Below are 19,737 nucleotides of genomic sequence, written 5' to 3' on the forward strand. Positions count from 1 at the left end.
GCTCAGACGAAGTCCTTGTACTTGTCGAGCATGCGGACCGGTTTGGCGAGGGCGTCGCGGCGGAAGGGGTCGCCGAGCTCGCGGGTGCACATGATCTCGATGATGGTGGTCTTGCCGTGGTTCATCTGCAGGTCGATGGCGCGCTTGAGCGCGGGGCCGACGTCCTCCAGCCTGTCGACCACGATGCCTTCGGCGCCCATGGCGCGGGCGATCTCGGCAAAGCTCTGGTTGTCGAGCTCGCCGGCGACGAAGCGGCGGTTGTAGAAGTCGACCTGGTTCTTCTTCTCGGCGCCCCACTGGCGGTTGTGGAAGACCACGGCGGTGACGGGGATGTTGTGGCGCACGCAGGTCATGGTCTCCATCAGGCTCATGCCCCAGGCGCCGTCGCCGGCGTAGGACACGGCGGGGCGGTGGGGTGCGGCGACCTTGGCGCCGATGATGGCGGGGAAGGCATAGCCGCAGTTGCCCCAGCTCATGGCGGCGAAGAAGCTGCGGGGCTGGTTGAAGCGCAGGTAGCTGTTGGCGACCGAGTTGATGTTGCCGATGTCGGTGGACACCATCACGTCGTCCGGCATGGCCTTCTCCAGTTCGCGCAGCACCTGGCGCGGGTGCAGGTAGTGGCCGCCACCCGGCGTGCGCTCGTGCTTCTGCTCCTCGATCATGTCGAGGCTGTAGGGGTCGCGCTCGTGGGTCCACTCGTCGAGTTCCTTCTCCCAGGCGGCCTTCTCGGCGGCGATCTGGCCGGCGCGGTCCTCGCGCGAGGCGTCGCAGGCCAGGGTGCGGCCGGCCAGGCGCTCGGTCAGCGCCATGGCGGCGGCCTTGGCGTCGCCGCAGATGCCGACCGAGATCTTCTTGACCAGGCCGAGCATCTTGTGGTCGGCATCGATCTGGATGATCCTGGCGTGCTTGGGCCAGTAGTCCATGCCGTGCTGGGGCAGGGTGCCGAAGGGTCCGAGGCGCGAGCCGAGGGCGATGACGACATCGGCGCGGGCGAGCAGCTTCATGGCGGCCTTGGAGCCCTGGTAGCCGAGGGGGCCGCACCACAGCGGGTGGCTGGCGGGGAAGGAGTCGTTGTGCAGGTAGCTGTTGACGACGGGGGCGCCGAGGCGTTCGGCGAGGGCCTGGCATTGCGCGATGGCATCGGCCATGACCACGCCACCGCCGGAGATGATGACGGGGAATTTAGCGTGGGCGAGCAGTTCGGCGGCTTCGTTCAGGCGCTGGTCGCCGCCGGGGCCGCGGTCCAGGCGCTGAGGCTGCGGGATGTCGGCCTTGATCTGTCCGTAGAAGTAGTCGCGCGGGATATTGAGCTGGGTGGGACCCATCTCGGCCATGGCGCGGTCGAAGCAGCGGCCGGTGAATTCGGCCATGCGGGCCGGGTGGGTGACATGGCCCTGGTACTTGGTGAATTCCTGGAACATGGGGAGCTGCCTGGCTTCCTGGAAGCCGCCGAGGCCGATGCCCATGGTGCCGGCCTCTGGGGTGACGATGACCACGGGGCTGTGGGCCCAGTAGGCGGCGGCGATGGCGGTGACGCAGTTGCTGATGCCGGGGCCGTTCTGTCCGATGACCACGCCGTGGCGGCCGGAGACGCGGGCGTAGCCGTCTGCCATGTGGCCGGCGCCCTGCTCGTGGACCACGGGGATGAGGCGGATGCCGGCGGGGGCGAAGATGTCCATGGCGTCCATGAAGGCGGAGCCCATGATGCCGAACATGTCGGTGACGCCGTTGGCGGCGAGGGTCTCGACGAAGGCTTCCGAGGGGGTCATGGCCTGCGGGCCGGCGGCGGTGGGGGCGCTGGCGCCGAGGGATTCGGGGAGGTGTTCGCTCATGGTGGTCAGTCTCCAGTCTTCGGTCTCAAAACGGAACCATACGTTCCGAAAAGTGTTTGTGAGTCGAATGTAGGATGAGCGCGAGCGACGGTCAACAGGAAATTTCGATAAACGGGACGATTTGTATCTTAAAGTGAACCAAATCGGGGCTTGGACCCACAGTTACCTCTGACTGGCTCTAACCGCAACGGGGCGGGCTTCCTACCATAGGGCTACACCGCGCCCCAATGCGGACCGAGGCGATTCTTCCCGAGAGCAGGACGCCACCAGAACGAGAGGACGCAAAGACGTCCCAACCAGACGGAGACATGGCATGCCTCATGCTTATTACCTCTTCCTCCTCGAGCAGGCACCGCCCTGGTGCCAGGCTACCCGTGCCGGTGCTTTGCGCAGCGGCATACAACCCAGTCAATGTTGAGGAGGTTCATCATGCGTTGGATCAAGCAGCTCGCAGCAAGCGTAGCCATGGCGGCCGTGGTCGCCCCGGGCGCGTATGCGCAGACCAGGGAAGTCGTCATCGCCTATCAGGACATGGTGGTGCCGTGGCGCTATGCGCAGGACATGAAGGAAGTCGAGAAGCAGACCGGCTACAAGGTCTCGTTCCGCCAGTTCGGCGGCGGAGGCGATGTGATCCGCGCGATGGCGTCGGGCCAGATCGCCATCGGCGAAGCCGGTACCTCGCCGATCGCTTCGGCCCTCTCGCAGGGGCTGGACGTGGAACTGTTCTGGATTCTTGACGATATCAACGCCGCCGAGGCCATGGTTGCGCGCAACGGCAGCAATATCAACAGCGTGGCCGATCTCAAGGGCAAGCGTGTTGGCGTGCCCTTTGTCTCCACCACCCACTACCACACCCTGGTAGCGCTGGAGCAGGCCAGGATCAATCCGCGCGACGTCAAGATCATGAATATGCGGCCGCCCGAAGTGGCTGCGGCCTGGGAGCGCGGCGATATCGACGCCACCTTCATCTGGGACCCGGTGCTGGCCAAGGTCAAGCAGTCGGGCAAGGTGCTGGTGACCTCCGGCAAGATTGCCGCCGAGACCGGCAAGGCCACCTTCGACGGCATGATCGCCAACAAGAAGTTTGCGCGCGAGAACCCCGAGTTCATGGTCAGGTTCGTCAAGATCCTGGCGGCGGCGGACGACAAGTACCGGCAGGACAAGGCCGGCTGGACAGCGGACTCTCCCATGGTGAAGGCCGTCGCCAAGGTCTCGGGCGCCAAGGCCGAATCCGTGCCTGCCAGCATGGCGCTGTACAGCTTCCCCACCCTGGATGAACAGGCCTCGCCGCGCTGGCTGGGCGGCGGCGCGGCCAAGGCGCTGCAATCGGCCGCGCAATTCCTGAAGGAGCAGGGCACGATCCAGACCGTGCTGCCGGACTATGGCCAGGGCGTGAACGCCGAGTGGGTCAGGCGTGCCCTGGCCACCAGGTCGCCGGCCTGACCTGCCTGGGCGCCATCGGGCGCGAAGAAAGCAGTGTGCTGCGGGGCGGGCGATGCTGCGTGCCGCAGCCTTCAATGACCTTTTTTCAGGAGTTTGCAGCAATGGCCAAACTCGAAATCGACAACCTCAGCGTCAACTACGGCGGCCGCGGCGGCGCCGAGACGCTGGCCCTGTCGCAAGTCAATCTCACCATGGAGCGCGGCGATTTCGTGGTCGCGCTGGGTGCCTCCGGGTGCGGCAAGACAACCCTGCTGTCGTGCATCGCCGGCTTCATGCAGCCCTCGGAAGGCGAGATCCGCCTCGATGGCAAAGCCGTGCATGGTCCTGGTGCCGAGCGCGGCGTCGTGTTCCAGAAACATGCGCTGATGCCCTGGCTCAACGTGGAGGACAACGTGGCCCTGGGCCTGCGCCTGCGCGGCGTGGCGCGCGCCGAGCGCCTGCGTCTCGCGCACGAGAAGCTGGCGCTGGTCGGACTGGAGAAGGTGGCGGCCAAACCGGTCTACCAGCTCTCCGGCGGCATGCAGCAGCGCGTGGGTATTGCCCGCACGCTGGCCAACGATCCAGCGGTGATGCTGATGGACGAACCTCTGGGCGCGCTGGATGCGCTCACGCGCGAATCGATCCAGGCGCTGATCCTGAAGCTGTGGGCGGCGGAACAGAAGATCGTGTTCTTCATCACGCACAGCGTGGAGGAGGCGCTGTTCCTGGCCACCCGCCTGATCGTGATGACGCCCTCGCCGGGACGCATCGCGCATACCTACGAAATGCCGTTCGCGCGGCGCTATATCGAATGCGGCGACGCCCGCGAAGTGAAGTCCGATCCGGAGTTCATCCGCTATCGCGAAGAAATCGTCAACCTGATCCATGCCACGCCCTGAGGAGCCCGACATGTCCGTTTCCGCTCAAAGACTCGAAACCGCGCCGGGCGCCGGTGCGGTGCCGGGCGCGCCTCCCGCGCGCCGGATGAAGGCCGTATCCGGCTACCGCCTGCCGGGCGAAGGCTCCAGCTCGCGCATTTCCACCATCACCGTGGTCTCGCTGCTGGCGCTGTGGTGGATCGCCAGCCACCTGCGCTGGCTGCCGCCGTTGTTCCTGCCCACGCCGGAAGCCATCGTCAGCGCGTTTATCGACGCCTGGAACGGCAATGTGCAGGGCGGGCTGCCGCTGACCGAGCACTTCCGCGCCAGCATGGTGCGCGTGTTCGGCGCCTTCGCTCTGGCCACGGTGACGGCGGTGCCGATCGGCGTCATGATGGGCGTGTCGCGCATCGCGCGCGGCGTGTTCGATCCGCCCATCGAGTTCTATCGTCCGCTGCCGCCGCTGGCCTACCTGCCGCTGATCGTGATCTGGTTCGGCATCGATGAAACGTCGAAGATCCTGCTGATCTTCCTGGCATGCTTCGCGCCGCTGGCGATGTCGGCGCAGGCCGGGGTGCGCTCGGTCACCATCGAGCAGATCAACGCGGCGTATTCGATGGGCGCCAACCCGTGGCAGGTGATCCGCCATGTGGTGATCCCGGCGGCGCTGCCGGACATCCTGACCGGCATGCGCATCGCCATCGGCTTCGGCTGGACCACGCTGGTTGCCGCCGAGATGGTGGCGGCCACGGCAGGCCTTGGACAGATGGTGCTCAACGCGTCGAACTTCCTGCGTACCGACGTGGTGATCATGGGCATCGGGCTGATCGGGCTGATCGCCTATACCTTCGACCTGCTGATGCGCAAGATGGAGAAGTGGCTGGTGCCCTGGAAGGGGAGGATGTAAGGCTTGGGGAGAACCGGGAAGCGGTGTCCGCCGCCCGGTTCCTGCTTATGCCTTAAAACGTAGCCGCCAGCTCCCTGGCCGTCTCCTGCAAACGCGGCACGAACTCCAGCGAGCGCGACAGCGGCGAGCGGGCCGTGGGCGCATGCACCGCCAGCGCCGCCACCACGTGCCCGCGCTCGTCGCGCACCGGCACCGCCACGCACGAGATGCCCGCGACGAACTCCTCGTTGTCCACGCCGAGCTGCTTGTGCGCGCTGCGGTCCAGCTCGGCTTCGAGCAGTTCCACGTCGGTGACGGTATTCGGGGTGAAGCGCTCCAGCGGCAATTGCCGCACCAGCGCCGCGCGCTGCTCGCGCGGCAGCAGCGACAGCAGCAGCTTGCCGCTGGCCGAGCAATGCAGGGGCACGCGCGATCCCGGCTTGAGATCGAGCCGCAGCGGCCACGGCGCCTCCATGCGGTCCAGGTACAGCACCGAGGTCTCGTGCAGCATGGTCAGGTTGACCGTCTCGCCGATGTCCGCCACCAGCCGCGCCAGGATGGCATGGCGCAACTGGCGCGAGCCCGAATGCGTGACGATGGCCACGCCCAGCCGCGAGAGGCGCGGCCCGACCGCGTAGGCATTGCGCGCGCCGGGCTCGCGGATCACCAGTCCGCCTGCTTCCAGGGCGCCGAGCATGCGATGCAGCGAAGCCTTGGGCGCTTCGAAGCCTTGCATGATCTCCGCCAGCGACAGGGGCCGGTCGGCCGCCACCAGGAATTCGAGCAAGGCGAAGGCACGCAGCGTGGGGGTATCGCGGTCCGCCGCGGCGTCTGCCGTGACGTGGAGCACCGGCGCCGCATCCGCCGGTTCTTCGACGCGAACCGGTGCTGCCTGACGCACGGTCTTGCGTGTTTTTGATTTGGGTGCTTCAGGAGGCGCTTTTTTCGCCGATGCGGTTGCTGTTGCCGATTTCAATCCAAACTCCGTTCCGGAAAACGAGACAGATTGATTGTATTCCAGTTCAAGGCGTCGATTGTTGCGCCATATTCGCCATATGCGTCAAGAGCTGGCTGGGAAATGCATCCAGGGCCCATTGCGGCAGCCTCGAAGAGCGCTGGCGTATGCGACTGTTCTCCCAGGAGAGGATGAGGCGTGGGCGCAGTGCGGAGTTGTCGAGCGCGAAGGACCTGTCTGCGACCTCGAAAGCAGGGGCGAAGTTGGCAAGGCTTCGACCGTGGCGGCGCCTTACATCCTCGGGTGGCACCCAGTGCCCCCCGGCAGCAGTCCGCTGGGCGATCCGCGCGATGCACAGGCCTGGATCGGGGCCGCCGACGAAGACGAGGTTGACTTTGTAGCCAGCATCCTTGGCCCGCCGCATCAGGATCAGCTCCCGCTTGCCCGAGAGTGTGGTATCGACGGCGAACGAGGCGCCTTCGGCCAGGAGTTTCCCTTGCTCCCGGACGGCTTGCTTGCCGGCCTCAACGGGCGAAACGGCAAGCTCGGCGGCGATTGAATCCGGCGACACCACCGGAATACGGCTGGCAAACCAGCGATCTGCCACGGTCGTCTTGCCAGAGCCGTTGGGCCCGGCGATCACCCACAGCTGCGGCACGGGTCAGATGGTCCGCACTACGGTGATCTTCCCGTCGAGATCGACGCTTGCGAGCTGTTCGCTGCCATCGGGGTTTTTCTTGACGACGAAACCGGGATACTTGGGATCGGCGTAGTAGACGGGCCGGCCGTTGTCGAGGTGCTCGCGCGCAGCGGCCTCGCCTTGGGTGACGATGGCTTGCTCAAACTCCGCCGAGGCGCGGAAGACCTCGCTGCCCGGCTTGATTGCGCTCTGCCGCATGTTAGCTCCTTCGCGCATGTGCGCGTCTCCGGTGCCTCCATTTTCGCACACGGCGGTGGCGACTGCCGCGCGGCGAGCAGGGTGATTTACCCAGCATGCGGCACTATGGTTCACGGACTTGTGGGTAGGTTGGGATTGCCGGATTGCCGACGCACCTGCGTGCACTGCAGGTTTGCTCCCCGGTCCCACTTGTGAGAGGGGCCGGGGGAGAGGGCGGGCGCTGCAAATGCGTAGCACGCTGGATAAAACGAATGGTTTCGGTTCCTGTGGCTCCTGGCCAAACCACCCCTCTCCCCACGAGGGAAGAGGGAGTGACAGCAGTCGTCATTTCACTCGGTTCTGGCGCATCCGGTCAGCTTCGTCCAACGCTTAATGCGGGCTTCAGCGCCTTCAAGCCACCGCAATCGGCCGGTCGCCCGCGATGGTGGTGCGGTGCAACTCGCGGTCGAAGCCGTCGTAGTCGTTCATCGCCAGGTGCTGGGTGCAGCGGTTGTCCCATACCGCCAGCGCGCCGGCCGTCCAGCGGAAGCGGCAGGTGAATTCCGGCCGCACCGCATGGCCGTAGAGGAATTGAAGCAGTGGTGCGCTTTCTTCCTCGGTCATGCCTTCGAAGCGCAGCGTATAGGTGCTGTTGACATAGAGCGCCTTCTTGCCGGTGGCGGGGTGGATGCGCACCACCGGATGCGTGACTTCGGCGCTGGCGCGCTCGTCGGTGCGCACATCCATCTTGTGCGCCGGATCGCCGTTGTTGACGACCGCGCCCTTGGCGCCGTACGAACGCACCGGGCTGTGCACGGCGCGCAACGTGTCGAGCACCGCCTTCAGGCCGTCCGACAGCGCGTCGTAGGCGCGGTACATATTGGTCCACATGGTGTCGCCGCCGTAGGGCGGGATCACGCGGGCATACAGCGCGGAGCCCAGCGGCGGGACCTCCGCGTAGCTCATGTCGGTGTGCCACAGGCCGCCAAAATTGCGCTTGGTCTGTTCGGCCTTGCCCTTCATGACCGGCAGGATTTCCGGGTGCCCCTGCAACGCGCGGATGAACGGCACTTCCAGCAGTTCGCCAAAGCGGGCGCTGAACGCCTTGTGCTGCGCGGGCGTCAGTTGCTGGTCGCGGAAGAAGATCACAAGGTTGTCGTGCAGCGCCGAGCGTATCTCGGCGAAGGTCTCGTCGGGCAGCGGTCCGGCAAGATCGACCCCGCTGATCTGCGCGCCGAGCGCGCCGGCAATGGGCTGGACATCGATGACTTTGTATTGCGACACGGCTGGTCTCCTCTGGTGGGTGGGATGGTCGGGGTTCATTGGGCGGCGATACTGGCGCTGCGCACCAGCGTGCCCCATTTGCGCGATTCCGCTTCGATATAGCGGCCGAAAGGCTGCGGCCCGGCGCCGGACACGATGCCGCCCATCTCGTCCAGCTTCTTGCGTACGTCGGGCATCTTCAGCACGGCTTCCAGTTCGGTGTCGAGCCTGGCGATGATGGGCTTGGGCGTGGCCGCTGGCACCAGCACGCCGAACCAGCCGGCGATCTCGTAGCCGCGCAGGCCGGCCTCGGCCATGGTGGGCACGTCGGGCAGTTGCGCGGAGCGTTGCGCGCTGGTGATGGCCAGCACGCGCAGCTTGCCGGCTTTCACCAGCGGCAGCGCGGAGGGCATGTTGTCGAACATCACCGGGACATGTCCGGCCATGGTGTCGTTCAGGCCGGGCGCGCTGCCTTTGTACGGGATGTGGGTCATCTTCACGCCCGCGGTGGCGGCGAAGAGTTCGCCCGCCAGGTGCAGCGAGGTGCCGGCGCCCGGCGTGGCGTAGCCCAGCGGGGCCGCTTGCCGCTTGCCGTAGTCGATCAGGTCCCGCACCGAATGCACGGGCAGCGCCGGATTGACCACCAGCAGGTTCGGCACCGCCATCAGCATGGTCACCGGCGCCAGGTCCTTGAGCGGGTTGTAGGGCAGGTCGGGATAGAGCGAAGGATTGATGGCGATCGGGCCGATATTGCCCATCACGATGGTGTAGCCGTCGGCCGGCTGCTTGGCTGCATAGTCGGTGCCCACGTTGCCGCCGGCGCCGGCCTTGTTTTCCACCACCACCGGCTGGCCGAGCCGCTCGCCCAGCTTCTGGCCGACGATGCGCGCCAGCATGTCGGTCGAGCCGCCGGGCGGGTAGGGCACGACCCATTTGATCGGCCTGGCCGGCCAGGCATCGGCTGCCCGCGCGGGCCGCGCGGCGGGGGGCGGTGGCCGCCCCGCCCCGGGCCGGCTGGGGGCGATGGGTTTCATCTTGTCTCCTTGGAAGGGATGAGGATGCGGTACTTGCCGCCTCCTTCGACTTGCGCTAGTATGTTCACTAGATGAACGTATAGTTCTCATAGTGAACGGTGAGCGATTGAAGAATAATAGATCGATCCAGCGGTGTCTAGCGATCCTGCAGGCGTTCCGCCACAACGGCCGGCCAACGCTGGCGGAGCTATCGCGCGCGGTGGACCTGCCGCATCCCACGGTGCTGCGGTTTCTGCTGACCCTGGAGGAGGAGGGCTATGTGGCGCGGGAGGGCAATCGCTGGCGGCTGACCACCCGGGTTTTCGAGATCGGCTTTGCCGCGCTGGAAAGCCTGGGCGTGACCGAGGCGGTGCAGGAAGGGCTGCAGCAACTGGCCGACGCTTATTCCGGCACGGCCAACCTCGGCGAAGCCAATCCCGAAGGGGTGATCATCGTCGGCCGGGCGATGGCGCCGGCCGAGCGCCGCCGGCTGGTGGTGATGAACCTGCGCGTGGGCAGCGTATTGCCGCCCGGCAGCGCGCTGGCCATGGCTCTCGCCTTGCAGCCTGGCGAGTGGAGCGTGCTGGCCTATCCGGAGAGCAATCAGGTATCGGTGGCCGTGCCGCTGCCGGCGGCCGGTTCCCGGCAGCTGTCGATCGGGATCTCCACCTCGGCCGGTGAAGCCACGCCGGAGCGCATCCCGGCGGAAATCGTGCCGGCGCTGCAGCAGGCGGCCGCCGATGTCAGCCGACTGATCGGGCTGGCGCCGGTGTGACGGGCGCGCGGCGGAGCTGGTGCCGGCCGGCGCTTCGGGCTCGCTCAGCCAAGGCTGGCCACGAGACCCAAGGCCGTCTTGTGCACTGCCGCCGGCGCGACGGGGGCGTGCGCAAAGCGCTGCCGGTTGCGCCGTCCCGCGACTTCGTAGTCCACGCCATAGCAATCGACCCCAAGCAGGCGTACGCCGCTCGGGGCGGCAAGCGACATCTCGCGCAACAGATTGACCTCGGTGCCGGCCGGCACCTGGGGCATGGCGCTCCATTCCTCCTCCCCGAGCCATCCCATCCGGCCAACACCGCCGATGAAGCGGATGGTCTTAGGGGTCAGGCGGAAGAACTGGAAATCCAGGGTCAGGAGATGCTGGGTAGCCGGTTCGTAGCGCAGAAAACGTGCCAGCGCGTCGGGGTCCGGTTCGAAGGGGGTCGCCTCGCCGACCAGTGTCAGCCGGCGGGCGTTCTGCACGTCCGTGGCCCCGGGCTGCAGCACGGACAGGCTGACTCTCGCATCGGCCAGCAGGTTCCGGGTGTGCTCGGCCAGCGCGCTGACGCAAATCACGGGAGCGCCCGACTGGTCGGGCACGAACGGCACGACGGTGGCATAGGGATAGCCTGGCAGGGCCGATGCGTGCGTTGCCAGGGTGCCGTAGGCTGCCTCGTGCAGGAGACTGACGGCTTGTTCAATGGGAATGTCCACGAGCTTGGGCCTTGTTTCTGGGCAATCGGAAGATTGTACGGCTTGCGTACGCGCTCCCTGTTCCCCCCGCTGCCGGGTATGGCACGCTGTCGTTCCATGCCGCGCTTGTCCGTTGATCGCACAAAAATACACCTTGGCGCCTTTTATATGTCCTGCCGTCACAGGTGTTCTGACTATTACCCAGGGCGTACCTGGTGCTAAGCTTCGCCCCTGGCGATACATTCAGGATGATTGTGAATGTATCTACATGGCCTGATGGGCTCTCCATCGGGCTTGCCGCATTGCGCTACCCGGCCGCGTTGCCGGGCAGGGCAATGGCATCCCTCGGCACGCCTGCCGGACAAGTATCCGCGGCGGCCGTCTTCTGCCAAGCACCAGCACAAACGAATCGAAGAGACACTCGTGACATCTGCCTCCCTTGACACTTTCCTGGCCGGCGTTGCCCGGCGCGACCCCGACCAGCCCGAATTCCTCCAGGCCGTGAAGGAGGTCATGATGACGCTGTGGCCCTTTGTCGAGCAGCATCCGCGCTATGGCGAACAAGCCCTGCTGGAGCGGCTGGTGGAACCCGAGCGCGTGATCCAGTTCCGCGTGGCATGGACCGACGACCGCGGCCAGGTGCAGGTCAACCGTGCCTTCCGCGTGCAGCACAGCTCCGCCATCGGCCCCTTCAAGGGTGGCATGCGCTTCCATCCCACGGTGAATCTCTCGGTGCTGAAGTTCCTCGGCTTCGAGCAGACCTTCAAGAATGCGCTGACCACCCTGCCGATGGGCGGCGGCAAGGGCGGCTCCGACTTCGATCCCAAGGGCAAGTCGGATGGCGAGGTCATGCGCTTCTGCCAGGCCCTGATGACCGAGCTCCACCGCCACCTCGGCCCCGATACCGATGTGCCTGCCGGCGATATCGGCGTGGGCGCGCGCGAAGTGGGCTTCATGGCCGGCATGATGAAGAAGCTGTCCAACCACGCCGCCTGCGTCTTTACCGGCAAAGGCATGGCGTTTGGCGGCAGCCTGATGCGCCCGGAAGCCACCGGCTACGGCACGGTGTATTTCGCGCAGGAAATGCTGCACCGGCGCGGACGCGGCTTCAACGGCCTGCGCGTGCTGATCTCCGGTTCGGGCAATGTGGCGCAATACGCGGCCGAGAAAGCCATCGAGCTCGGCGCCAAGGTGCTGACGGTGTCCGATTCCGGCGGCGTGCTGCATTATCCCAAGGGCATGAACAGCGAACAGCTGGCTGCCTTGATGGCTTTCAAGAACGAAGCGCGCGGGCGCCTGGCCGATTTCGCCGCCGAGCAGGACCTGCATTTCGAGGCCGGCCGTACGCCCTGGCATGTGCCTGCGGACGTGGCGCTGCCCTGCGCCACCCAGAACGAGCTGGACGGCAACGACGCCGAGCGGCTGCTCGCCAACGGCGTGTTCTGCGTGGCCGAGGGCGCCAACATGCCTTCCACGCTGGATGCGGTCGACCGCTTCCTCGCCGCCCGCATCCTTTACGCGCCGGGCAAGGCCAGCAATGCCGGCGGTGTCGCCACCTCGGGGCTGGAAATGTCGCAGAACGCCATGCGCCTGGCCTGGCACCATGCCGAGGTCGACGAGAAGCTGCACGCCATCATGAAAGACATCCACGGCAACTGCATCCATTACGGGCAGAAGGCCGACGGGTATATCAACTATGTGGAAGGGGCCAACGTGGCCGGGTTCGTGAAGGTGGCGGACGCGATGCTGGCGCAAGGCGTGGTCTAGGCTTTGTATCCGGTGTGCCGGCCGGTGCCTGGGCTCCGCTCAGGACCGGCGAGCCGGGATGGGGCGGGCGGTGGTGGCGTTGCCGGCCGATGGAGGCCACGCGCGCACAGGTTTTGGCCGCGATCCCGGCTTTCACCGGGTCGGTTCCGCCGCAGTCCATCGGGTTTCCCCGACATGCCGCGGCGGACAATGGGCGGCTTCGGGCCCGGCGGCTCGATCACCCGACCGGAACGGCTAGCCCGTCATTCCTCGCTCGTCCATTCCACCTGCACGCCAAGGCTGCGCAGGTTCTCGACAAAGCGGGGATGCGCCCGGCGAATCGGCGTGGCGTTGCGGATCTCCGACCTGCCGTCGATGCTGGCCGCCACCATGAACAGGGCAATCGCCACCCGGATGATGTACGGGCTTTCCACCACCGCCGGTGTCAGCGGATTGCCGCCAAAGGTGATGAGCCGGTGCGGGTCCGACGAGAACACATGGGCGCCAAACTTCGACAGCTCGCCCGTCCAGCCCAGCGCGCCGTCGTACACCTTGTTCCAGAACATGGCGTTGCCCTGCGCACGCACGCCCAGCGCGATGAAGATGGGCAGCAGGTCGACCGGAAAATAGGGCCACGGCGCGGCCTCGACCTTGGTCAGTACGTTGCTGGTGAAGGGCGTCTGCACTTTCAGGGGGCCGCTGCGGGTGGCGCGGGACCACCCGTCCTCGTGCGTGATCTGCACGCCGAACTTCGCGAAGGTCCGGTCGATCAGGGGGAAATTGCCGGGCATGCTGTTGCGTACCGCCACATCCCCGCCGGTGATGGCGCCCAGCGCCAGGAAGGTCGTGATCTCGTGGAAGTCCTCCTCGAAGCGGAACTCCCCGCCGCTCAGCGTATTGCCGCCGTGCACCGTCAGGCGCGAGGTGCCGATCCCCTCGATGCGCACGCCGAGCATAGTCATGAAATGGCAGAACTCCTGCACATGCGGCTCCGACGCAGCATTGGTCAGCGTCGAGGTGCCGCCGGCAACGGCGGCGCACAGCACGAAGTTCTCCGTCGTGGTGACCGAGGCGTAGTCGAGCCAGTGGTCGGTGGGGATCAACTGGCCCTCGCAGCGCACCAGCAGGGAGCCGTCCGCGCGCTCCACCCTGCCGCCAAAGCTGCGGAAGATATCGACGTGCGGATCGATCTCGCGCACACCCAGCGTGCAACCCTTGACGTTGTCCTCCAGCCGGGCGATGCCAAAGCGCGCCAGCAGCGGGGGTACCAGCATGATGGAGGAGCGCATCTCCTCCGGCAGGCGATGGCATGCAGCGTCAAAGACGGTTTCGCGATGGTGCAGGTCCAGCGTGCCGCTTGCGTGGTCCATGTGCACCTCGCTGCCCAGGGTGCGGAAGATGTCGAGGATCTTCCGCACGTCGGTGATGTCGGGCACCCCATGGAGGCGCAGCGGCGCATCGGTCAGTAGCGTGGCGCAGAGCACCGGCAGCACTGCATTCTTGTTAGCCGAGGGGATGATGCGGCCACGGAGCGGCGTACCGCCGTGCACGATGAGATTGGACATGGATCGGGGATGTAGCGAAAGGGGCGCAAACAATATGGAACGAGGCAGAGCATTGTACTTGCCTGGCGGACGGCAAGGCGGCTGGCGCCGGATTATCTCTCGCGCCGGCCGGCCATTCCTTGTTGCGGCATGGCCAACTGCAGCCGTACGGCGCGCGTGCCAGGCTGCCATGGAATGACGGTTTGATGAATAATCGGCGATCCACTTTTGGGCAGCTATTGGGCGAGGTAGCGCTTGTATCGGTGCGGATGCGGCTATCGGGCATCTATGGCGGCAGCCCCGCCAATGGCGATTTTCGCTTCACGCGGGTGCGGACGGCGGCCCGGGATGCAGCGGGCTGCTGCGTGGTTCTGGCGCATGCAACGCGGGTTGCCTGAGCGTGCCGGACAGGGTTGCGGCAGAGTGAGGCAGCGGCAAATACAAATTCCGACAATCTGCGAAACTTCCATAAGATTTAGGACAAATTCGCCGAAGACACTAATGGCACTGCGGCTGGAGAATGCGGCTCTCAATTCCAGGGGAAACCGCAGTGAAGTCTCTCGCCGCACTACTTGCCACCTCCACCTTATGTGTCAGCGCCTTCGCCGGGGAAACCCCTGCCGGGCCTGCCTCGCCAGCAACTTCGGCCCTGTCGTCGACGCGGATCACCGTCGGCCTGGGGGCGGCCTATGTGCCCCGCTACGCCGGCAGCGACGAGTATGCCGTCCGGCCCGCGCTGAACCTGAATGTCGTCACGCCCTGGGGCCTGTACCTTGGCGTGGGCGGATTGGGCTACCGGCACCAGTTCGGGGATTTCTTCGTCTCCGGGGCGATCGGCTACGACGCCGGACGCAAGAGCAAGAAGGAAGGATTCGTCAGCGGCTCGGACAAACTGAGGGGCATGGGCGATATCAAAGGCTCCGTCCTGGCCAATCTCGAGTTCGGCGTCAACATTGGCAAGTACGGTAGCCTGGCGCTCGGTACCATTCAACCGATCTCGAACCGCGAGCGGGGCGGGGAGTTCTACGCGCGGGCCGGCGCCAACTTGCTCGACCGGCCGCAAGACAAGGTCCTGCTTACCAGCACGGCCCACTTTGGCACGCAGAAGTACAACCAGACATACTTTGGCGTCACCTCGACCCAGAGCGCAAACTCCGGCTACGCGGCGTACCGGCCGGACGGGGGGCTCTATGCCGTCGATCTGGTCCTCACCTATACGCATGCGATCAACAAGGATTGGTCGGTCGTGACCTCGGCCGGCGCGACGCGCTATCTCCAGAAGGCCTCCAACAGCCCCATCGTCATGGAGAAGACCAATTTCAGCGGCATGGCCACGGTCAACTATAGCTTCTAGGCAGAGCAATACCTGCGATGCCGCAGGCGGGCTTGACCGGGTTACCCGCCGGTACGTCCAGGAAGATCAAGGAGGGCTATCGTGATTCGCTGCATTCTGTTGGCAGCACTATTGATCGTAGCGTCGACCATGCTGGGCTGCTCGTGGCAGCGTGCAGCCTATTCCGCCGGACAGGGATGGCAGCGAACGGAATGCAATAGAGTCAGCGATGCGGCGGAGCGGCAGCAATGCATGACGCGGGCGGATGCCGCCTTTGAGAACTATCAGCGCCAGGTGGAGGAAGCGCGGGCACCCAGGTGATGGATGCAAGGCATGGGCACATGCTCTACGGCGGGGTCATCGGCCACGCCGTGCACACTGCGGAACCAGATTGTTTCCGAGATCGGGGAGCGCTTTTTTCCATTTCTCTTTCTGAAACGAATTTCAAGGATAAGACAATGCGGATCACCAAATTCACGAATCTTCTAGGGGCTCTGGTTCTGTCGCTGTTGCCGGCCGTCACGCAGGCGCAGCAGGATGCTTCCTCCCCGCCGTCCGGCCAGAAGGAAGACACGGCGCCGCACGCCACGCCGTGCGCGCCTTCGCCAGGCGTGGCGTGCGGTGAGGCAGGCGCGCGTACCTTCACGATTGGTTTGGCGGACAGGGACACCGTCCTGATATTGCCGTGGTTCGTCGAGGGGGCAGCCAGGGCAATCAACGAACGGCAATCCCTGCAAGACTACGCGCGCGATATCCGGCGCGGCCTGTGACAGTGCGTGGGCTCCGGGCGGCAGCATCCTGCCGCCCGGATTCGTGCCGCGCTATTCAGAATTTGCGCGTGTAGGTAACTTGAATGATATCCAGCCCGGGGTTGGGTCGTTTGATGCCTGCATTCGAAAAATGCGAATAGCGGACGCCAATGCGATCCGAAGGGGTGATCTGGTACCCCGCGCCCACGTGATCGCCAAACTGGTATGCCGTACTGATATTCTTTCCGGCGAAGCCAGAGCCACTGAATACCGTCGCGCCGATCCCGGCCTCCAGGTAGAATTTCTCGGTTGCCCAGTAGCGCAGCATCGGGATTGCGCTCAACTGCCAGGCATTGCGCGGGTTCCTGTCCTTGTTGGCCCACCAGTAGGAGACGCCAAGCTCGCCGGTGAGGTCCAGTCGGCCACCGCGCCCGCTGAACTGGTAGCTCCATAGCGGCGCGCTTTCCCAGCTCAGGGTGGCTCGCTTGTAGCCATCGCCAAAGCCCATGTGCATGCTGACGGCGCCCGGCAGGATGGTGGAGGGCTGTGCCCCTTCGGCTTGCACCGGATGCGCGGTGCCGAGCATGCACAATGCCATCCAGAAAACTGCCCGGAATGCCGGGATGGATCGATTTCCTTTATTCGAAACTCCGGGTTTATTGTTTTCTGTGGTTTTCCTGGTTTCTTGCATGATGTCGAATCGTATTTTTAAAAAATAAAATTCTACATAATGAGTCGAGCCTGAATATGAGTGTATGTGTTGCGTTATTGTGCGGAATTGTGAAGGTCAGGATTTTCCGGGAATTGCGTCCAGGCGGTTTATCCGCGCTCCGCGGGCTATCGCCAGCGTAGCGTGAAGAGGGCGCCGCCACGGGAGCCGGTACTGGCGTGCGCCTGCGCCTGGCCGCCGTGCCACTGGGCCTTCAATCTCGCCAGTTCCATATCGTCCTCGGCCAGCAGGATCCTGAGCGGGATATCGGCGGGCGTGCTCTGGGATGTCGTGATCATGCCGTTGTCTTCCTGTCTCATTCGTAGTGGTCGAACCTGGACGGCGGCACCGGCGAGGCCAGTACGGGCGTATAGCCTGGCACATTCAGGCGCAGGATTTCCAGCGGATTGGAACCGATCCTGGATAGCCCGCGGAACTCCAGTTCCAGGTAGGGGAGCCCTGTGTAGCCCTGCGAGGTATTGCGGAAGCGCCGGTAGACGAAGCGCCCCACCCAGCAATCCGCCACGTATTCGATGCCGGCCAGCGCGTCGACCAGCTGGTTCGCGCCGAGATCGAAGGCGACCCGGCCCACGCCATAGGCGCGCTGGGTGATGGGCCACTGGCCCGATACCTCGAACTGGTCGATGGCGGCGTTGTCGGTTACCGAGGTCGGGCGCCGGTAGCGGTAGCCGGCGTTCAGGAGCTTGCGCTCTTCGGGCCGCCACGAGAATGCAATGTTCGAATAGACGATGCGTTCGGTGCCGGGGCTGTACTGCATGCCGGCGTCGATATAGTAGCCCTTGAACAGCTGCACGGTGGTTGCCGCCAGCAGGTCGGAATAGCCGGACCTGGCCTCCGGCGCGGTGCCGTTGAGCTGCACGCGCTGGCCGGTGAAGTCGAAGCGTTGCGCCAGCGTGCCGCGAAAGCGTTCGATGCCGCTGTCGGTCTCGATCAGGCGGGTGGTCACGCCGGCCGTCAGCTTGTTGTTGTCGGCGATGCGGTCGTAGCCGGTGAACGGGGTCTCGCTGAAGATCTGCCCATAGCCGAAGTCGGACTGCACGGTATCGAACAGCGGGAACTGGCTCTGGTCGCGAAACGGCGTATAGGCATAAAACAGGCGCGGCTCCAGCGTCTGCATGAAGCCTCTGCCAAACAACCGGCTGATGGCCGGGGCGTCGCGCTCGAAGGCCATGCCGGAATCCAGGCTGACGGTTGGCAGTGCACGGCTCAGCGTGTTGGCCGCGCCGGCGGTGTTGCTGGCTGGTTCCATCCGATACTGGGTGGCATTGAACATGGCCTTGGGCGTGACGAACCAGCCGGGACGCACGATCGGATAGCTGAGCGATGGCTGGACAAATACGCGTTCGCCAAGCGGCTGCTGCACGCCTGCGGTGGTGAGCGGGATGCGGAAGCGCGTGTAGTCCGCCTCTACCTGCGCATCGAAGCCGCCCAGGTCGTAGCGCACGTATCTGGCATTGAGCTGCGGCACGCGTTCGTAGGATGGCTGGCTGGGCGCGAGCGTCTGGAATTTCTGCACGCGCGCAAGCACGGCGAGATCCCGCCAGTTGTAGGTGATGCCGGCTTCCTTCGTGTACTGGCGCTGGACCGACGACGCCATGGCGTAGCTCAGGTCGTCGGGATAGCGTGCGTCCGACACCTTGCTCACGTTCACGTAGGCGTTCAGGCCCGTGGCGAGGTGCTGGGTATGCTGGACGGAATAGGACCAGCGGTCGGTGCGGGTCTTGCGGTCGTCGGGCAGGAACTCGCCACGGATGCGCCCGGCATAGCCTTCGCCGAGGTAGCGGAAATCGCTGCCGAGCTGTAGGCCGCGCGCATTCAGGTAACGCGGGAACAGCGTCAGATCCCGGTTGGGCGCGATGTTGAAATAGTAGGGAACGGTCAGGTCGAGGCCCGAGCGATAGCCGAGCAGCGGCGTCAGGAAGCCGCTGCGGCGGGCATCTGACAGCGGGAACGTAAAGACCGGCGCGGCCATGACCGGGACATCGAAAAACCGCAGCACGCCGCCATACGCCGTGCCGACCTGCCGGTCGCTGTCGATATCGAGCCGCCGCGCGCTGAAGTACCAGTCCGCATTGTCGGGCGAGCAGGTGGTGTAGGTGGCGCGCTTGATGGCGCTGCGGTCCTTGTCGACGAAATCGATCCGTTCGCCTTTGCCCGAGCCGCCGCTCGGCTGGAAATAGTAGTCCGGCGACAGCATGTAGCCTTCATTGGCCTCGACTCTGAGCCGGGCTTCCGGTCCCACCGCCAGCAAGCCGCCGCGCGAGAGGCGGGAGTTGCCTTGCGCAAAAGCCTCGTCGCGGTCTTGCTCATAGGTAAGCCGGTCGCCTTTGACCACGCCGCCGCCGCGGCGGATCTCGGCGTTGCCCGTGAGTTCCAGGCGGCGCTGGTCGTAGCCTGTCATGCGCTCGCCCGAGACAAACACAGGCGGGCTGTCGTCCCGCACGGTGGCCGGCTCGGCCAGGCGGGGGACGAGTTTGCCGGATACCGGCGGCGCCGCGGAGGCCTGTTCCACGGTCGGCCCGGCCAGCGGCAGTTCGGGCAGCGCCGAGCCCACCGCCTGCGCCTGGACGCCGGCCGACCAACTGGCCATGGCCAGCACCAGCGGGCGCAAACCACTGCCGGGAAGCCACTTCGCAAACTGCCGGTATGGTCGATATGCTGGAAGAGCAGGCCGGATTCCGGTGTTCCGCTTGCGCCTCACTTGAGCACCGCTTGGGCTGCCCGGGCGGGCTTCTCACTCAACCGGCACAGGGCGCCGGCCCGGTCATTGCGTCTCGCACCCTGCAGTAATCGAAGGTCCGGAAGATTTTTAGCGTGACTTGCCATTTCCTTGAAAATATGGCGATGCACCGCCATTTGAAGATATCAATGCAAGTCGGGAGGCTATGTCGTATCGGGCGCGCGGGCTGTGCTTTTTTGTGTGTAAATTGTGTATTCTTGTGCAGCGAGGTGCCGGCCGGGAGACGCCACATGGCGCATTCGGTTATCGTCCTCGATCAGCGATTTCGAACTGCTGTTCGGGGTCCGTTTCAGGAGCCGGTCCCGCTTTGTTGCCGGCCG

18 protein-coding genes are annotated in these 19,737 nt (G+C 65.3%); 7 read left to right on the top strand and 11 right to left on the bottom strand.

Going from position 1 to position 19,737, the window contains the following annotated elements:
• Positions 1 to 2: 2 nt before the first annotated feature.
• Entirely contained in the window at positions 3 to 1,832 is a 1,830-nt protein-coding gene (gene xsc, locus AC3FOF_RS41680; protein ID WP_488729990.1) for a sulfoacetaldehyde acetyltransferase, read from the bottom strand.
• A gap of 429 nt (positions 1,833 to 2,261) precedes the next feature.
• Here xsc and tauA point away from each other — a divergent pair, with 429 nt between their 5' ends.
• The 3 genes from tauA (at position 2,262) to AC3FOF_RS41695 (ending at position 5,039) form a co-directional block, all read left to right on the top strand.
• Complete coding sequence (gene tauA, locus AC3FOF_RS41685) at positions 2,262 to 3,275, top strand: taurine ABC transporter substrate-binding protein (protein ID WP_017226946.1); 1,014 nt, start codon at positions 2,262 to 2,264, stop codon at positions 3,273 to 3,275.
• 101 nt (positions 3,276 to 3,376) lie between these two features.
• A complete protein-coding gene (locus tag AC3FOF_RS41690; protein WP_035811752.1) occupies positions 3,377 to 4,153 on the top strand; it encodes a taurine ABC transporter ATP-binding protein in 777 nt (258 codons plus the stop codon).
• Positions 4,154 to 4,163: 10 nt separating this feature from the next.
• Complete coding sequence (locus AC3FOF_RS41695) at positions 4,164 to 5,039, top strand: ABC transporter permease subunit (protein ID WP_430869712.1); 876 nt, start codon at positions 4,164 to 4,166, stop codon at positions 5,037 to 5,039.
• A gap of 52 nt (positions 5,040 to 5,091) precedes the next feature.
• On the opposite strand, the gene AC3FOF_RS41700 is transcribed toward AC3FOF_RS41695, so the two are convergent.
• The 5 genes from AC3FOF_RS41700 to AC3FOF_RS41720 all read right to left on the bottom strand — a co-directional run bounded on the left by AC3FOF_RS41700 (position 5,092) and on the right by AC3FOF_RS41720 (position 9,147).
• The gene (locus tag AC3FOF_RS41700; protein ID WP_276269074.1) at positions 5,092 to 5,868 is read right to left on the bottom strand and encodes an IclR family transcriptional regulator; all 777 of its coding nucleotides are present in this window, start codon (positions 5,866 to 5,868) and stop codon (positions 5,092 to 5,094) included.
• A gap of 172 nt (positions 5,869 to 6,040) precedes the next feature.
• Positions 6,041 to 6,631 (bottom strand): ATPase, encoded by a 591-nt coding sequence (locus tag AC3FOF_RS41705; RefSeq protein ID WP_488729991.1) that lies wholly within the window; start codon positions 6,629 to 6,631, stop codon positions 6,041 to 6,043.
• A 3-nt stretch (positions 6,632 to 6,634) separates the two neighbouring features.
• Entirely contained in the window at positions 6,635 to 6,871 is a 237-nt protein-coding gene (locus tag AC3FOF_RS41710) for a hypothetical protein (protein ID WP_017226941.1), read from the bottom strand.
• Between the two features lie 390 nt (positions 6,872 to 7,261).
• The gene (locus AC3FOF_RS41715) at positions 7,262 to 8,134 is read right to left on the bottom strand and encodes a TauD/TfdA dioxygenase family protein (RefSeq protein ID WP_488729992.1); all 873 of its coding nucleotides are present in this window, start codon (positions 8,132 to 8,134) and stop codon (positions 7,262 to 7,264) included.
• Positions 8,135 to 8,169: 35 nt separating this feature from the next.
• Positions 8,170 to 9,147, bottom strand: coding sequence for a Bug family tripartite tricarboxylate transporter substrate binding protein (locus AC3FOF_RS41720; protein WP_488729993.1), 978 nt, complete (start codon positions 9,145 to 9,147; stop codon positions 8,170 to 8,172).
• A 106-nt stretch (positions 9,148 to 9,253) separates the two neighbouring features.
• Between AC3FOF_RS41720 and AC3FOF_RS41725 the strand changes: the two genes are divergently transcribed.
• A complete protein-coding gene (locus AC3FOF_RS41725; protein ID WP_035811725.1) occupies positions 9,254 to 9,901 on the top strand; it encodes an IclR family transcriptional regulator in 648 nt (215 codons plus the stop codon).
• Between the two features lie 44 nt (positions 9,902 to 9,945).
• Here AC3FOF_RS41725 and AC3FOF_RS41730 read toward each other — a convergent pair whose 3' ends face one another.
• Positions 9,946 to 10,596 (bottom strand): HugZ family pyridoxamine 5'-phosphate oxidase, encoded by a 651-nt coding sequence (locus tag AC3FOF_RS41730; protein ID WP_488729994.1) that lies wholly within the window; start codon positions 10,594 to 10,596, stop codon positions 9,946 to 9,948.
• Positions 10,597 to 10,998: 402 nt separating this feature from the next.
• Here AC3FOF_RS41730 and gdhA point away from each other — a divergent pair, with 402 nt between their 5' ends.
• Positions 10,999 to 12,342, top strand: a complete 1,344-nt coding sequence (gene gdhA / locus AC3FOF_RS41735) for an NADP-specific glutamate dehydrogenase (RefSeq protein WP_017226936.1) — start codon at positions 10,999 to 11,001, stop codon at positions 12,340 to 12,342.
• Positions 12,343 to 12,584: 242 nt separating this feature from the next.
• On the opposite strand, the gene AC3FOF_RS41740 is transcribed toward gdhA, so the two are convergent.
• Complete coding sequence (locus AC3FOF_RS41740) at positions 12,585 to 13,886, bottom strand: UDP-N-acetylglucosamine 1-carboxyvinyltransferase (RefSeq protein WP_276269068.1); 1,302 nt, start codon at positions 13,884 to 13,886, stop codon at positions 12,585 to 12,587.
• A gap of 529 nt (positions 13,887 to 14,415) precedes the next feature.
• Here AC3FOF_RS41740 and AC3FOF_RS41745 point away from each other — a divergent pair.
• Together AC3FOF_RS41745 and AC3FOF_RS41750 are read left to right on the top strand one after the other, a co-directional pair.
• Positions 14,416 to 15,219 (top strand): MipA/OmpV family protein, encoded by an 804-nt coding sequence (locus AC3FOF_RS41745; RefSeq protein ID WP_488729995.1) that lies wholly within the window; start codon positions 14,416 to 14,418, stop codon positions 15,217 to 15,219.
• Between the two features lie 437 nt (positions 15,220 to 15,656).
• Positions 15,657 to 15,968, top strand: coding sequence for a hypothetical protein (locus AC3FOF_RS41750; protein WP_488729996.1), 312 nt, complete (start codon positions 15,657 to 15,659; stop codon positions 15,966 to 15,968).
• 55 nt (positions 15,969 to 16,023) lie between these two features.
• Here the strand turns inward: AC3FOF_RS41750 and AC3FOF_RS41755 are convergent, their stop codons facing one another.
• The 3 genes from AC3FOF_RS41755 to AC3FOF_RS41765 form a co-directional block, all read right to left on the bottom strand.
• Positions 16,024 to 16,533 (bottom strand): acyloxyacyl hydrolase, encoded by a 510-nt coding sequence (locus AC3FOF_RS41755; protein WP_488730003.1) that lies wholly within the window; start codon positions 16,531 to 16,533, stop codon positions 16,024 to 16,026.
• A 251-nt stretch (positions 16,534 to 16,784) separates the two neighbouring features.
• Positions 16,785 to 16,955 (bottom strand): hypothetical protein, encoded by a 171-nt coding sequence (locus tag AC3FOF_RS41760; RefSeq protein ID WP_017226930.1) that lies wholly within the window; start codon positions 16,953 to 16,955, stop codon positions 16,785 to 16,787.
• Positions 16,956 to 16,972: 17 nt separating this feature from the next.
• The gene (locus AC3FOF_RS41765; RefSeq protein WP_488729997.1) at positions 16,973 to 19,267 is read right to left on the bottom strand and encodes an LPS-assembly protein LptD; all 2,295 of its coding nucleotides are present in this window, start codon (positions 19,265 to 19,267) and stop codon (positions 16,973 to 16,975) included.
• Positions 19,268 to 19,737: the final 470 nt, after the last annotated feature.

This window comes from Cupriavidus sp. 96C5-1 (assembly GCF_057798855.1).

What these genes read in the sequence shown, in the direction of transcription:
- AC3FOF_RS41695 (WP_430869712.1), top strand. Translation starts at nt 4,164, where the DNA reads ATGTCCGTTTCCGCTCAAAGACTCGAAACCGCGCCGGGCGCCGGTGCG.
- xsc (WP_488729990.1), bottom strand. Translation starts at nt 1,832, where the DNA reads ATGAGCGAACACCTCCCCGAATCCCTCGGCGCCAGCGCCCCCACCGCC.
- AC3FOF_RS41720 (WP_488729993.1), bottom strand. Translation starts at nt 9,147, where the DNA reads ATGAAACCCATCGCCCCCAGCCGGCCCGGGGCGGGGCGGCCACCGCCC.
- tauA (WP_017226946.1), top strand. Translation starts at nt 2,262, where the DNA reads ATGCGTTGGATCAAGCAGCTCGCAGCAAGCGTAGCCATGGCGGCCGTG.
- AC3FOF_RS41765 (WP_488729997.1), bottom strand. Translation starts at nt 19,267, where the DNA reads ATGGCCAGTTGGTCGGCCGGCGTCCAGGCGCAGGCGGTGGGCTCGGCG.
- AC3FOF_RS41760 (WP_017226930.1), bottom strand. Translation starts at nt 16,955, where the DNA reads ATGATCACGACATCCCAGAGCACGCCCGCCGATATCCCGCTCAGGATC.
- AC3FOF_RS41750 (WP_488729996.1), top strand. Translation starts at nt 15,657, where the DNA reads ATGCGGATCACCAAATTCACGAATCTTCTAGGGGCTCTGGTTCTGTCG.
- AC3FOF_RS41740 (WP_276269068.1), bottom strand. Translation starts at nt 13,886, where the DNA reads ATGTCCAATCTCATCGTGCACGGCGGTACGCCGCTCCGTGGCCGCATC.
- AC3FOF_RS41690 (WP_035811752.1), top strand. Translation starts at nt 3,377, where the DNA reads ATGGCCAAACTCGAAATCGACAACCTCAGCGTCAACTACGGCGGCCGC.
- AC3FOF_RS41755 (WP_488730003.1), bottom strand. Translation starts at nt 16,533, where the DNA reads ATGCTCGGCACCGCGCATCCGGTGCAAGCCGAAGGGGCACAGCCCTCC.
- AC3FOF_RS41710 (WP_017226941.1), bottom strand. Translation starts at nt 6,871, where the DNA reads ATGCGGCAGAGCGCAATCAAGCCGGGCAGCGAGGTCTTCCGCGCCTCG.